The sequence below is a fragment of the Enterococcus sp. ZQ21 genome (genome assembly GCF_030053755.1).
Classification (GTDB): domain Bacteria; phylum Bacillota; class Bacilli; order Lactobacillales; family Enterococcaceae; genus Enterococcus_B; species Enterococcus_B lactis.
Genome location: NZ_CP125658.1, coordinates 1,259,531 through 1,272,467, shown reverse-complemented (window position 1 = coordinate 1,272,467; position 12,937 = coordinate 1,259,531). Strand labels below are relative to the sequence as shown.

Genomic DNA, 12,937 nt, shown 5'->3' with positions numbered 1-12,937 from the left:
ATTGTGCTGGTTTTTTCATTTAATGTTTAAAGTGAACAAACTATGTACAAAAAGGAGATGTATCTATGCGTTTATGGCATGAAAAATTGATTTCAAAGCTTCCTCGTCAGCAGCTTTTAGGACAACATCGAGAATGCTGTGCGTTAAGAGGAAATGGTTGGGGAAAGAAACACGCTACTGTAGATTATGTCTTCCACTATTCTCCTTATAAATTATTTCAATATCATCAACTTGTCATGGACGAAATGGAAAAGCGTGGCTACAGCCCAGCACCTGAATGGACAGATCCTATGTACCGTGGCAAATCATGCGAAGCATTTTTTGATTTGCCTACTGTAGAACGTAGCGTTCCGATTTATCCGGAACATGATGAAGTGTATCTAGCAGAGTGTTTAGCAAATTTGGAGCAAAAAGGAATTTATCTTACCTAAAAAAGAGGCTGGGATAGAAGCGTTTAACTCCAAGAAATAAGAGGTAATTCACGAAAATTGCTTTTCAAATCTTTGTGAATTTCAGCTTATTTCCGAAGGAGTTGCTTCTGCTTCCGCCGTTTACACATGTTTAGAGCGTGAGACAAAAGTTTTTCTTTACTTTTGTCCCACGCTCTAATATAACATGAAAAACTCTTCTACTCTTTACTCATCGAAAAAGTCTTAACCAACGTAGGGTAAGCTCGAATGGTGCAAGTTGATTCTCAGGTTACCTTCGTCATCACGTATAAATCCGAAAGTATATTCTACTTTTGTTTCATCACCCGTTTTCCCAGAAGTAAAGTAATATTCTCCTGATGCGATTGCTGAATCCGTATCGATGATCGTTTCATGATTGTCGAAGCGGATGTCTGTCCAAGGTTCTAACGCAAAACCAGAATCTTCGCTGATATCACCGCCAACGAAATAAGAAAGTGCTTCTTCTTTTGTTGCCCTGAATGGTAACTCTGCAGCTTTAGTTGGTTTAAAAAGCACAGCACCTTCGTCGTATGCATACAATGTCTCGATGACTTCTTCTGCTTTTTCTGTTGCTTCCTCCATACCTTCTTCGCTTGCTTTACCGATACTTATGATTGCTTCTGCCCAGCGTTCCCGTGCTTCGTCGACTTCGGCTTCTGTGATCGTCTCAACTTTTACCTCTTCTGTCGTGTCTTCAGTTGTTTCTGTTGTTGATTCAGTTGCCGAATCGGTTGTAGAACAACCTGCCATTGCTAGTGTTAATGTTGATAGTAAAAATAGTTTTTTTATCATAAGATTACCCCCCCCTGAAAACAGACTAAAATAATAACATTTCGTTTTTTTATTTTCAGTTAAAGCTTAATAATTTCTAAATGTTCTTAAATTTTATTTAAAAACTCTTATAACTTTCATAATACATAACATAGTTATTTTTAAATAAAAAAATAAGCTCAATACATTTAAAATAAAAGACATAATTAAAATTAATCAAATAAATATCGTTATCTAAAAACAAAAAAATCCTTTTAAAATCTTACTACTATTAGGCTTTTTCGTTTTAATTTTCTTTAAATAATTATGCAAAAGTAATAGTTTATCTGTTTTTTTATTGTTTTAATAATCGATACACCACTTTATGTAAAATACTTCTCGAAAATACCTATTGACAAACAAACACAGCTATGAAATGAAAAAGCAAAGGACGAAGCAAAAAAGCACCAAGAAAAACATCCTTCCGCCTATTCAACGATCAATGAATTTCTTCGTACAAAAAAAACCGTCTTTTCGAAAGAAAAGACGGTTAAAAGTCAATTTTTATTAAGCTTTAACAATGTTTGTTGCTTGAGGGCCACGTTGACCATCTTCAACATCGTAAGACACTGCTTGGCCTTCTTCTAAAGTTTTGAAACCGTCGCCTTGGATAGCTGAGAAATGTGCAAATACATCATTTCCATCTTCACCAGTGATGAAGCCAAAACCTTTGTCTGCGTTGAACCATTTTACTGTACCGTTATTCATAAATAAATTCCTCCTGATACGTATCAATGTACGTTTTTTCGTTGCAATAAATATTTGATAGGCAAAAGGAGTTTTATCTATGTAGATATATCGCTCAAATTACGTTTCAAAATAGATTACTTATTTAATATATCATGCTTTTTCTAATAACACAAGAATAATGCAATGAAATATAAAATTTATTGTCTTCGAATCGATAAAAAAGTTGGATAACCGCGTTTGAGCCGCCTATTGTTCTCCATTTATTTGTTTTTATCTACTAGCATTTGTTTAAGTTGTCTGTTTGCTTCAGAGATTTGTTTCTTTTGATATAGTATTCCTTGTGAATCCATCATGAATCGTTTACTAATATTTTCTAGCATTCTCTCTATGCCTGGTATGGCTTCTTCTGGCGCTGCTCCTTGGACGATCCATAGTACTGGTAACTGGTGCAATGGCGCGTTTTCTGAATCAAGTCCGATTTGGAATAATTCTGTCCAACGGTCAATAAACGTTTTAAGCAGTCCACTAATATCCCACCAATAAATCGGTGTACCAATAACTACGTAGTTCGCCTTCGCCAATCTATCCATAACGGCATCAAAATCATCATTAGCTTTGACTTGACCTAATTGAGCAATATGAAAATCTACAAGATCGATCCTCTCATAATCTATTCCTTCTAGAACTTTCGCTCCCCACTTACTAGTCATACCTTCTTTGTTTGGACTTGCATTTATAAATATAGTTGTCATTGTGTTCCCTCCCCACTTTATTTTACAACATGATTGCTAAATTTTGACTTTAAACTTTCTTAACTATGAAAACCTTTCAATTGGTGATATACTTATAAATGGAATTTCGTTATCAACGTGTTCGTTGCCTTTCAGCAAGTATTTAAAGAAAGGAGAATGGCTATGACATTCTATAACAAAGATATACAATATCGAGTAACCTTGGATACAGATTTGAATCTCTTTGTCGTTTTTGACAAAGAAAATAGCAATCATGTAGCAACAGGTGTTACGATCGAACAAGCAGTGCAAGAATTAAAAAAATCTGCATAAGGAGTGGAAACCCTCATATGGACGATTCTCGTTCTTCTCTTTAAACGCATCTACTGGATGATAACAGTAGGTGCGTTTTGTGTTTTCAATAACTTCTTCTCATCTGACAACCCTCCATCTAATTGACGATTGTATTCGGCTAACTCAATCAACTAAATATTTTTTAAAAAAAGGAAGAATCCTACTATAACAGAAAAAGTAAAAAATCCATTAAAACCTAAAAAGCCATTACCAAATATTTGGTAGTGGCTTTTCGGGTTCTGTAAGGGTGGTACAGAACATCAATAGTCGGTGGGTTAGAACGTATGTTATCACATCTTTGGAGAAGGTTGTATTGGTATTATTCGAGTGACTTATTAGATGCGATAACAAGGATAGTATACAGTAGGGAAAAAATTTATTTTTTCTTTTTTTTATTAGTTTTGTTTCTTATTTTCTAAAAAATAAAAATAAATATTTGATGAATCAAGCATTCTCCGGATAAAACTGGCTTTCGAATACATATTAGGTTATCGTTTGTAATTTTATTTCACAGTTGTTATGATTGTTATGTAAAATAAAAAAGTTTAGGATACATCGATTTTTTGGGGAAATTCTTTTTGGGGGGTATCCTAAACCTTTTCTATTATTTTCTCATATTTTCCATTATTGGTCTAGACATATACTAATGAACTTCCTATCTATATGATGGATGAATCCTTTTTCATTTATCATGAGATAACTTTGCTCCAAACTTACTTATGATAGATGGATGGTATTTTTTGTTCACGTTCTAACAAACTTGACACATTTATGAATTCTTAATCTATCTATCCTATAATTATAAAAAAAGGAGGTGCTGCGTATGAAAGCTATTCATATTTCTTTGCTTTTTTTCGCTAGTGCATTGATTTTATTTGCTATTCATCTTTGCTCCCAGCCTTATATCAATAACAACGGAATATTAGTAGAACCAGCATTCTTTTGCTTACCGCTCGGTCTTTTATCCCTTTTTGCCTCCGCTGGATTCGGATTTGTTACCTTTTTTAAACGATCGAAACAACAAATCTGACTATAAAATTTACGTAAAAGAGACCGTAAAAAAAAACATATCACCTTTCCTTATTCCGAATAAATATTTTCCATAAACAATCTTTTGACAATAGGCTGGACGTCTCTTTCGCGAGAACTGATACACGGTACCTACAAGCTCTTCAGTCACCAGTCCCACTATTCATCAAACCTGAGAAGCTGCTTAGTTCCTTCTGACTCGGAACTAAGCAGTTTCTTCACATCCTCTTTTACATCATGAGCGTTTATTCCTTGAAAAATGCTACTAATTTTTGGTATGTTTCTTGCGCTTGTTTATTACTAAAATCAAACTGATATTCATGGTTCAAGACAACATTTTTCTTCGTATAGTCTACTTTTGTGACTTTCACTCCTACTTTTTCAAATGCAGAAGCTGTTTGTTCCATTTGTTTCGTAAACGTATTTGTGTTCCCATCCGTCAAGAATGTTTTTTGCGTCCAACGGTCTGCATGTCTTGCTAAAGCTAAATGTTTGACGTCTTCTAAACGTTCAAAGTTCTTACTATCAAAATAAGCCCATCCACATTTTGCATAAAGAAAGCTAGAAATCTTATCACTTACTTGGGTAAATGCAGAAGGGTCTAGTAGTCCAGACAAAGAAACAAATTTTGTGATCTGCTTGTTCTCCAAAGTTGGATCAAGTTGATCGGCTTTTTTGATTTCTTCGTTTTGAAGTGCTAACAAATACTCTCCGCTAATTTGTGCGCCTGCTGAATCGCCACCAATCGAAATATTCGACCAATCCGCTTGCTCTTTTATCTCTTTTTTGGCTGCTTGAATGGCTTCGCTCAATTGGATAACTGGTGTAGGATGCTTTGCTTCAGGTGATCGTTCATAATCGATATTTACGACGATCTGCTGCGTGTCTGAACATAGGTATTCCAAATAATCACGACAATCGTTTTTATCCCCTCCTACATATGCGCCTCCATGCATCCAGAAAAGGATGGGCAACTTTTTCTTCTCCGTTTTCGGTGTGTAGATATCCATATGATTGTTTTTGTACTTTGAAGGATAAGTTATTTCTTTATTTCTATCGATTTGTTTGATTTTTTGCTGGAAATCGTCTGGTCTGGCATATACTTGTTCTTTTTCACTTGTGTCAAATTGTTTTCTAACAAGCAAACTAATCGGCTTTGGTGTGATTTGATTAATCAAAAATACAGTGACTAAAATAACTACGATGATAACTGGCACTGCAATCACTATTCGCTTGAACCATTTCATTCATTTACCCTCTCTTTCTTCGCCAAATCCATGTGATAATCGTGCTAGCAGATAAAAATCCACCTGAATAAATGAGAAGCGAATGTTTCTTTTCCCCAGTTTTCGGCAACATTCCTTTTTTTGTATCTGTCTTTTTTTGTACTTTCACTGTCATCTGAATCGGTAGCGTATCATCACTTGATTGATCATCTCGAGGTTCATCCTTTCCCTTATTGTCTGCATTCTCTGCCGGATCTTGTTTTTTTGGTGGAACTACTGGGATTTTTTTGTAATGGTAAATAATAGTTGGTGTCGTCTCGTTAAAAACCCCTTCAGTCGGTCCTTCAACATTTGCTAATTCGTATCCTTCGAATGTCTTTTGCTCTGTCACATAATTCTCTCCATAAGCTCCGTAAAGCCAGATTTCGTCCTGGTCTTTGAGTAGACTTTTATTGTTTTCATCCACATATTTCACGTTTATCTGATCATGGAACACTACTTTCAAAAAGTCCGTTACATGTTTCGTGTAGGCAGCATGGTCAACTTCCTGTGCCTTTCCATGCCCTGCTCCTTCTACCAATAAAAGGTCTTTATACCCTCCTGCTAACTCATATAGTTTTTGCGCGTTAGACACAGGTACTACATCATCTGCCGTTCCATGGATGATCAATTTAGGCAATGAACCAGACATTCCAATCGTAGGTAGAGCGGCTGTCGGATCCAAATGCATCTCCTGATCAAAATAATATTGTTTCAAAAGCCCCATAAACAAATCTTCATGCTCTTGATCCCCAATGATGTCTAACTGATTTTTTATGGCAGGCGGTAATGCAGGGACTACTGTCTGGCTATACGTAAAACGTAGTTGTTCATCGATTGATGCAAATCCGCAATTTTCAATAATTCCTTTGACATTGACTGGGATATCTTTTGCTAATACAGACATCATCGTAGCTGCTCCCATGGAACCACCATACAGCAGGATCTTTTGAGATGGACGTTCTCGAACTTCTTGATTGATCCAGTAAAGGACATCATCTGATTCATATTGTCCATAGGTTACATAATCGCCTCCACTGTTACCAGTTGCTCTGGAATCAACAAATAATAAATTATACCCTGCCTTATAAAAATCATTGTATTCTTCTGTAACGATCCCATTATTCCAATTCCCTCTAAATCCGCCATGGATCATGACTGTTTTATCTGAACCCTGGTCGACATAGTAAGCATACACATCCATCATTTTGCCGTCTTGTTTGTTTAGTACAGTTTGATGAAGTTGTTTTGTGTTTGGATAGAAGCCTGTGTTTTCTGTAGGCGTCGTACCATCATCTGTACCTCCAAGCATTGACATCAACACACTATTTTTAGAAAAAGCGATATCATACAATAGATAAGTAGCAATCAGATGTTTGATAATCTCTTTGTCTACACCATAATCCTTACCAAAAAGCTCACTTAATACTAAACCTATTAGTCGTGCGTTAATTTCATCTACTGGTCCATTAAGTATATCTGTCATCTGTTTACCGAAGTAATTAAGATATTTCTTACCATTGAAGTTTTCGCCTTTACCGATATCATCATTTTCTGTCCCATTCTCTTTGTCACTTACTTTAGCAGAAGAGGATTTGTCGTTTGGCGTTTCTGTAGCTGTTGCTTCATCTGTTTGTTGGTTATCTGTGGTAGCGGTCGTTTCTTGATCTGTGCTAGTAACAGATGTCTCAGCCGTTGTTTCAGTACTTGTTTCTGTTTGTGAAGTACTCGATTTCGTTTCGTTTCTAGCATCAGTTGTTTCCGTGGTTTCGACCTCCCTAGATCCCGATTCGGAAAAGATACTCTCTCCATATACTGACCATTGCGGGACGTTTGTACTTACAGCAAATAAGACGACCAACGCTCCCTTTAACACTTGTTTTGTTCTCAATCGATTCACTCCTTTTTATGATTCTAGGAGAATTATATGTAAACGCAAACATTTTTTATACAAAAAACAAACGGTTTATCCCATAAAAATAGAACAGGATTATTTTCTCAATTTACGTAACAAAGCAGAATGGATACTGGTTTATCCATTCTGCTTTTCTTTAAACAATGAAACAGCTTATTGCTCCAAAAATGTCAGAAATCGTTTATCCCAAATATTCTCGTAAAAAGCGATTGTTTCCTTTGCTTTCATAAAAGGATGATCATAAGTCGTCGCTGCTCCTCTGCACATCATAAGCTGGTAACCTAATCCATGAGCAAACTTCACAGTCGTATCTATACAATACTCTGTTTGCGCCCCACATAATTCGATCGAATGACAGTCCAATTCAGTTAATAACATACTCAGATTAGTCTTATAAAATGAATTCGCATGGGTTTTTCTCACAAAATAACTGTGTTCAGGAATAGATAATTCCGACAATAGCTCCCATGGTTTTGTTTTTGGTACTAATTGATCATCTTCGTGTTGAACGAAAATAACTGGCTTTCCAATCGTTTCGTATGCTTTGATTCTTTTATTCACTAATGCTGTCACTGTTTTTAATCCGTGTATCGGCGAAGAATCAAAACATACCCCTTTTTGTAAATCGATCACTACGAATGCGTCGGCTGTGTTTGACATATGTATGCCTTCTTTCTTGATTTAATAGTATTTCTTATCTAGTTAGTTCCTTTATACGTGACAACAATTTCTTATTTTACACCTATAAATGGCACTTTTCGACTATTTCTTCATGTTATTATTTCATAAATATTTAGCTATTGGAGGAATGTATCATGATTAAATTATATATAGGTTCTAGTTGCTCGTCTTCTAGACGCGCAAAACGTTGGCTTATCACACATGATATACCGTTTATCGAACAGAACTTAATTCGTCAACCACTAACCAAAAATGAATTTATCCACTTACTAAAATTGACAAACAATGGCGTGACCGAAATGCTCTCTACTCATTCTATTAGTTATAAAAATCTTGTTCACAGAATAGATGAGCTCAGTTTGAGTGAACTATATATTGAGATTCGTACGTCCCCTTCTTTATTGAAAAAACCGATTATCTACGACCAACCTGCAAAACTTTTGACTGGATTTAGCGAAGATAAAATCAGGATGTTCCTTCCTAAAACTAAAAGAAAACAAGAGCTCAACGAACTCTTGCTTTCTGGTCATCTTGTTGATTTTAAAGAAAATAATCTTTGCGTTCCTGTTATTTCCTGTTTCTCAAATATGTTAGTAAACAAAAATAAACCTGGCAAAGCTACAACTTCGCCAGGCAATACAGCACTCTCGAATGAAATATTCACTCAAAAATCTATCGTTTTATTCAATTTTAAATCTGTTGCTTTTATTCTTTATTTCACTCGATGGAAGAGAGAACGAAAATAGCTTGCTCCTACAAATCAAAATGAGTAACACAACCATCCATGTAATTAGCTTGTTTATGGTTCTACTACCAGTTTCTGGTAAATCGCTTTTTCTCTTATCTGTTTCTTTCGCTTTTTCTTGATGATCAATTCCACGAGAAACAAAATCAGACTGTTTTAGCACACTTTTTAGGTTGCTCCCTGCATTTCTCTTTTGTTCCTTAGTTGGTATGATAGGTACCAAATCAAGTTCATTATTTACTTTTCCTGTGCTGCTTTCGCTACTTGTGTTTCCTGTGCTACTTTCACTACTCGTACTATCCGTACTGCTTTCACTGCTCGTACTATCCGTACTGCTCGACGGTCCAACAACTGTCCAACTACTTGGTTTCAAATTCTCCGTAATCGTCATCTGTCCATCATAAAAAACAATCAAATCAACTTTATCTTTACTCTTGATCTCATCAATCGATAGTTCTGCAGAAATCATTATTGTATACTCAATACCAGCGGTCCATTGTACGTCCTTTAAATAAACTTCCCCAATAACCTTTTCTGAACTTCCATTACCATCCCAACCATATGTTAAAACAGCATGTATATCACTAGCATTCACGCTTTTATTTGGTTTGATCGGAATAGTAATGACTTGTTGTGTCACGTCATAAACGATCCGATCAGTTTTCACAGTAAATGAAAGATTTTTCATTTGTCCGTTCATTTGCAGAAGTACTGATTCCAATCATTGCTGCAATTATACTTAGCCCAAGAATAACAAATAATACGGTCGCTGTTTTCTTCATTTCAATCACTCTCCATATAATAACCTTCTATTTGATAAAGGAATTATATAAAATGAAAATGATGAGAACACGACAGTCAGTTGTGAAAATTTAACAAAAGATGTCGTGTATTCGTTTGAATCTGTTTACTTTTTCGTTTAATCAATGAAAGACTTAAAAAAGCAAGACCGATATCAGCCTTGCTTTCTTCATCTTTTATTGATAAACAGCAGTATGTTTCTTCATTCGCTTTGTTTTATATGCATAGAGTAACAAACCAACAATCAAGACTAACAAGAATAATGTAGTCGATATAGACGCTTCAGCCCCAAAGTTTCCCCCAGTAATTATTGTGTTTTGCGATTGGACCAGAGTGGAGAAAAAACCTTGTTCTTACGTTCCGCTGACTGGTATACCTAAAATAACTCCTTGTGTCCAATTCCAAGTAATGTGAGCACCGATGGCCGTAAATAAACTTTCTGTACTGTAGATAAGTGCACTGAAAAAGCAACCTGCTAAAAAGATATTGAAAACTGCCAGAAATGTCATGTTAGGATTCAATCCGTGCAAAAGAGCAAATAATGCAGCAGATCCAATCATTGCTATTAACGGACCAAATCTAAGCAGCTGGTGCTGAAAAAAGCCACGGAATAAAAGCTCTTCGGATACCCCACTGCAATAAATAAAATAAAACTCGTGATCAGCGGCACAATATTTGCGTTTCCTGAATCTAACCGATACGCCCCTATCAAATATAATGGACTAGTAATAAGCAGAAACACTCCAATTCCACCAACGAGACCTCCCACTAAATACCCCCAGTCTTTTCCTCGTCCAGAAATACCATAATCTTCCACTTTTTTCCCTTCTATCTTACTAGCAAGAAATAAAGCTAGTAAAAAAACAACTAAATGTCCAACCGTACCAGCAATTGCTCCAATCCATTCACTGTCTCCAAGAAACATATCCGCAAGTGCATTATTGACAAGAATTCCTAAAACAAAACCAACTAAGACTATTAAAACAGAGCCAATCAATCGAATAATCCTGATCATCTTTCATCCCTCCTTTATATTAAGTGTAATAACCCTTTTCTTTCTTGTCTCGTGAAAACTATGTAAATGTTCTCCATCATAGAGAGAATAGATTTTTACGAACTAAGAATGTCTACAGCAACCTTACGAAAATGAAAGACTGTCTGCCTGGTTCTTCTGTTAGACTGTCTTTAATAAGGAAAGGATGGGAAATTTTTTGAAAAAACAACTACTGATTATGTGCCTTTCAGCATTTGCTATTTTGCTATTCTCAGGTTGTAGCAAGTCCAATGAAACAATTGCAACGTTTAAAGGTGGAACACTTACAGTTCAGGATTTTTATGATAACCCAAAAGTTAAATCAAACAATCAAACACTATTAAGAAAAATGATCGTCTTCAAAGCATTTGATGATGTATACGGAAAAGAGATTTCTTCAAAGGAAATAACAAAAGAATATAATGAACAGATCAAAAAACTTGGTCCAAACTACAAAGAACAATTAAAAGCAGTTGGCCAAACGGAAGAGACATATAAGAAACTTTTGAAACAGATGCTGGCTTTCCAGTACGGTTTGAAAGCCAATGTAAAATTAACAGATAAAGATCTAGACACTGCTTGGAAAGAATTCCATCCAGAAGTTAGTACACAGATCATCCCATTTTCGACTAAAGAAGAAGCAGATAATGCAAAAAAAGAAGTAAATGAAGGGGAAAATTTCTCCAAGCTTGTTCAAGCTTATGGAAAAAATAAAACACTAAAGGAAACTGATGGAAAAATGAATTTTGATTCAACCAATCCAGGGATTCCTACTGAAGTAAAAAAAGCAGCATTTCAATTAAACAACGGGGAAGTTTCTGATATCATTCCTGTAACAGATCCAACGACTTATCAGCAAAGCTATTATCTAGTAAAAATGGTAAAAAAACAGGATAAAGGTGCCAATAAAGATAAATACAAATCAGAGCTAGAAAAAATCGCCACGGAAACAAAAACCCTTGATACGGAATTCATGGATAAAACAATCCATAAAGTGATGAAAAAAGACAATGTAACTATTAAAGATCCTTATGTAAAAAATATATTCAAATAAACAAGTTTGACCCGATTGGGGATGTGGCAAGCAAGTTTCGGAAATTACTTCTTATTTCTTAAAGATGAACACTTCTGCCACGACCTCATGCGGGTTATTTTTTTCCATACCAAAACAAGTAACTGAATTTATCACAATCATATCAATATAAAATAAAAAAGAAGTTTTTTTATTTATGAACATGCTATATAAAAAAACCTAAGTCAACTTGACGACCTAGGTTCAAAAATGGATATAAAGATGAATAATTACATAAAATGAATATATTATGTTTATAAATCACTAGGATTGATTTCATCCGTTTCTACGATTGGAACGGATGATTTTTTTAACACTTCAAATCGTTTAACGTCATTCACCCCATACACTTGATACTCGATTCCAGATTTATTTAGTTTATTGATTGTTTCTTCTGTAGCAGCATCATTAGATACTGAGAGCAACGCTTTTTTATAACTTTTTACTTGTTCAATCTCATCTTCAAGTTTATTTTTTTGGTCATATAACCAAGATACTGTGCAGTCAGGATGATTCTTTACGACTTCGTCTCGGATCTTTTTATCCGTCAGTACAAAAAATGAACGTTCATACACACTATTTTGTTTTAGCGTGTTTACGATGTCATTAACAAAATGTTCATCCAGCCAGTTTCCTTTTGAACCATCCACGTTGACAATCAAGTTATTTTTTTTGATTTCCTTTACGGCTTCTTCAAAAGTAGGTATCTTAACTTTTTTATTTACGTATTCTGGATAGTTTTTCGTATCTAAATTAAACTTCTTTAGTTGTTTGATCGTGTATGTCTCTGGTTTCCCCGTTCCATCTGTTGTTCGATCCAATGTGTCATCATGCAACAAAAAATTCACGCCGTCTCTACTTGTCCGAACATCAATCTCGACTGCTTGGTAGCCTAATATTTTTGCTTGATGGATACTCTCCACCGTATTCTCAGGCGCAATAATGTGTGCGCCACGATGAGCCACTAAGTAAGTACCTTCATGTTCCAACCAATTATTTGCTAATGAAACACATCCTGTTAATAAAACAGTGAATAGCATTACTATTCCAATCTTTTTTTTCACTTGCCAAATCACCTCAAAAACAAGTATAGCAAACTTAAACCTGATTAAAAAGTTATTTTAAAATGAGCTAAAAATATCCCTTATGGACTTTTTCTTCTTGTTCTGTTATACTAAAGAAACACGAAAGATATTTTTATGCGACACTTTTCATTTGTTTTTATGAAATTTATTCAAAACTGGCGTAACTTCAGAGTTACAAGGATGTATTAGAGGTTAGGGAATACATCGTTTAAATGAGAAATAAGTAATAGTTAGTAATAGTCACCGAAACTTTAAATTAATGAATATTGAATCGTCA

At 35.1% G+C, this 12,937-nt stretch carries 11 protein-coding genes and 3 pseudogenes; 5 read left to right on the top strand and 9 right to left on the bottom strand.

All coding sequences use genetic code 11. The annotated features are described in order from the left end of the window. Nucleotides 1-65 precede the first annotated feature (65 nt). Nucleotides 66-431 (top strand): TIGR02328 family protein, encoded by a 366-nt coding sequence (locus QK255_RS06150; protein ID WP_002306607.1) that lies wholly within the window; start codon nucleotides 66-68, stop codon nucleotides 429-431. A 222-nt stretch (nucleotides 432-653) separates the two neighbouring features. Here the strand turns inward: QK255_RS06150 and QK255_RS06145 are convergent, their stop codons facing one another. The 3 genes from QK255_RS06145 to QK255_RS06135 form a co-directional block, all read right to left on the bottom strand. After that, nucleotides 654-1,241 (bottom strand): metal-independent carbonic anhydrase family protein, encoded by a 588-nt coding sequence (locus QK255_RS06145; RefSeq protein WP_002329249.1) that lies wholly within the window; start codon nucleotides 1,239-1,241, stop codon nucleotides 654-656. Nucleotides 1,242-1,766: 525 nt separating this feature from the next. Continuing rightward, nucleotides 1,767-1,967, bottom strand: a complete 201-nt coding sequence (locus QK255_RS06140) for a cold-shock protein (RefSeq protein ID WP_002293303.1) — start codon at nucleotides 1,965-1,967, stop codon at nucleotides 1,767-1,769. 242 nt (nucleotides 1,968-2,209) lie between these two features. Further along, nucleotides 2,210-2,701 (bottom strand): flavodoxin family protein, encoded by a 492-nt coding sequence (locus tag QK255_RS06135; protein WP_002293299.1) that lies wholly within the window; start codon nucleotides 2,699-2,701, stop codon nucleotides 2,210-2,212. Nucleotides 2,702-2,863: 162 nt separating this feature from the next. Here QK255_RS06135 and QK255_RS06130 point away from each other — a divergent pair, with 162 nt between their 5' ends. Further along, nucleotides 2,864-3,013, top strand: coding sequence for a hypothetical protein (locus QK255_RS06130; protein WP_002293298.1), 150 nt, complete (start codon nucleotides 2,864-2,866; stop codon nucleotides 3,011-3,013). Nucleotides 3,014-3,857: 844 nt separating this feature from the next. After that, complete coding sequence (locus QK255_RS06125; RefSeq protein WP_002293297.1) at nucleotides 3,858-4,064, top strand: DUF3955 domain-containing protein; 207 nt, start codon at nucleotides 3,858-3,860, stop codon at nucleotides 4,062-4,064. 244 nt (nucleotides 4,065-4,308) lie between these two features. Here QK255_RS06125 and QK255_RS06120 read toward each other — a convergent pair whose 3' ends face one another. From QK255_RS06120 to QK255_RS06110, 3 genes are all read right to left on the bottom strand, one after another. Beyond that, entirely contained in the window at nucleotides 4,309-5,310 is a 1,002-nt protein-coding gene (locus QK255_RS06120) for an alpha/beta hydrolase (RefSeq protein ID WP_002293296.1), read from the bottom strand. A 4-nt stretch (nucleotides 5,311-5,314) separates the two neighbouring features. Then, complete coding sequence (locus QK255_RS06115; RefSeq protein ID WP_033706156.1) at nucleotides 5,315-7,228, bottom strand: alpha/beta fold hydrolase; 1,914 nt, start codon at nucleotides 7,226-7,228, stop codon at nucleotides 5,315-5,317. 168 nt (nucleotides 7,229-7,396) lie between these two features. Beyond that, nucleotides 7,397-7,903, bottom strand: a complete 507-nt coding sequence (locus QK255_RS06110) for a cysteine hydrolase family protein (RefSeq protein ID WP_002342186.1) — start codon at nucleotides 7,901-7,903, stop codon at nucleotides 7,397-7,399. Between the two features lie 155 nt (nucleotides 7,904-8,058). On the opposite strand from QK255_RS06110, the pseudogene QK255_RS13340 reads away from it, so the two are divergent. Continuing rightward, nucleotides 8,059-8,424: pseudogene (locus QK255_RS13340) on the top strand (Spx/MgsR family RNA polymerase-binding regulatory protein); the annotation flags it as partial. A gap of 212 nt (nucleotides 8,425-8,636) precedes the next feature. Here QK255_RS13340 and QK255_RS06100 read toward each other — a convergent pair. Further along, a pseudogene (locus QK255_RS06100) lies at nucleotides 8,637-9,451 on the bottom strand (cell wall anchor protein). A 195-nt stretch (nucleotides 9,452-9,646) separates the two neighbouring features. Then, nucleotides 9,647-10,485, bottom strand: a pseudogene (locus tag QK255_RS06095) (CPBP family intramembrane glutamic endopeptidase). Between the two features lie 184 nt (nucleotides 10,486-10,669). Between QK255_RS06095 and QK255_RS06090 the strand changes: the two are divergent. Beyond that, nucleotides 10,670-11,557, top strand: a complete 888-nt coding sequence (locus tag QK255_RS06090) for a peptidylprolyl isomerase (RefSeq protein ID WP_002293286.1) — start codon at nucleotides 10,670-10,672, stop codon at nucleotides 11,555-11,557. A gap of 272 nt (nucleotides 11,558-11,829) precedes the next feature. Here QK255_RS06090 and QK255_RS06085 read toward each other — a convergent pair whose 3' ends face one another. Further along, nucleotides 11,830-12,615 carry a glycerophosphodiester phosphodiesterase gene (locus QK255_RS06085; RefSeq protein WP_002342184.1) on the bottom strand — a complete coding sequence of 262 codons (786 nt, stop codon included), beginning with the start codon at nucleotides 12,613-12,615 and terminating at the stop codon, nucleotides 11,830-11,832. Nucleotides 12,616-12,937: the final 322 nt, after the last annotated feature.

Excerpts from the sequence above, each read along its gene's own strand:
- QK255_RS06120 (WP_002293296.1), bottom strand. The coding sequence starts at position 5,310 with ATGAAATGGTTCAAGCGAATAGTGATTGCAGTGCCAGTTATCATCGTA.
- QK255_RS06125 (WP_002293297.1), top strand. The coding sequence starts at position 3,858 with ATGAAAGCTATTCATATTTCTTTGCTTTTTTTCGCTAGTGCATTGATT.
- QK255_RS06090 (WP_002293286.1), top strand. The coding sequence starts at position 10,670 with ATGGGAAATTTTTTGAAAAAACAACTACTGATTATGTGCCTTTCAGCA.
- QK255_RS06145 (WP_002329249.1), bottom strand. The coding sequence starts at position 1,241 with ATGATAAAAAAACTATTTTTACTATCAACATTAACACTAGCAATGGCA.
- QK255_RS06085 (WP_002342184.1), bottom strand. The coding sequence starts at position 12,615 with ATGCTATTCACTGTTTTATTAACAGGATGTGTTTCATTAGCAAATAAT.
- QK255_RS06135 (WP_002293299.1), bottom strand. The coding sequence starts at position 2,701 with ATGACAACTATATTTATAAATGCAAGTCCAAACAAAGAAGGTATGACT.
- QK255_RS06130 (WP_002293298.1), top strand. The coding sequence starts at position 2,864 with ATGACATTCTATAACAAAGATATACAATATCGAGTAACCTTGGATACA.
- QK255_RS06110 (WP_002342186.1), bottom strand. The coding sequence starts at position 7,903 with ATGTCAAACACAGCCGACGCATTCGTAGTGATCGATTTACAAAAAGGG.
- QK255_RS06140 (WP_002293303.1), bottom strand. The coding sequence starts at position 1,967 with ATGAATAACGGTACAGTAAAATGGTTCAACGCAGACAAAGGTTTTGGC.
- QK255_RS06150 (WP_002306607.1), top strand. The coding sequence starts at position 66 with ATGCGTTTATGGCATGAAAAATTGATTTCAAAGCTTCCTCGTCAGCAG.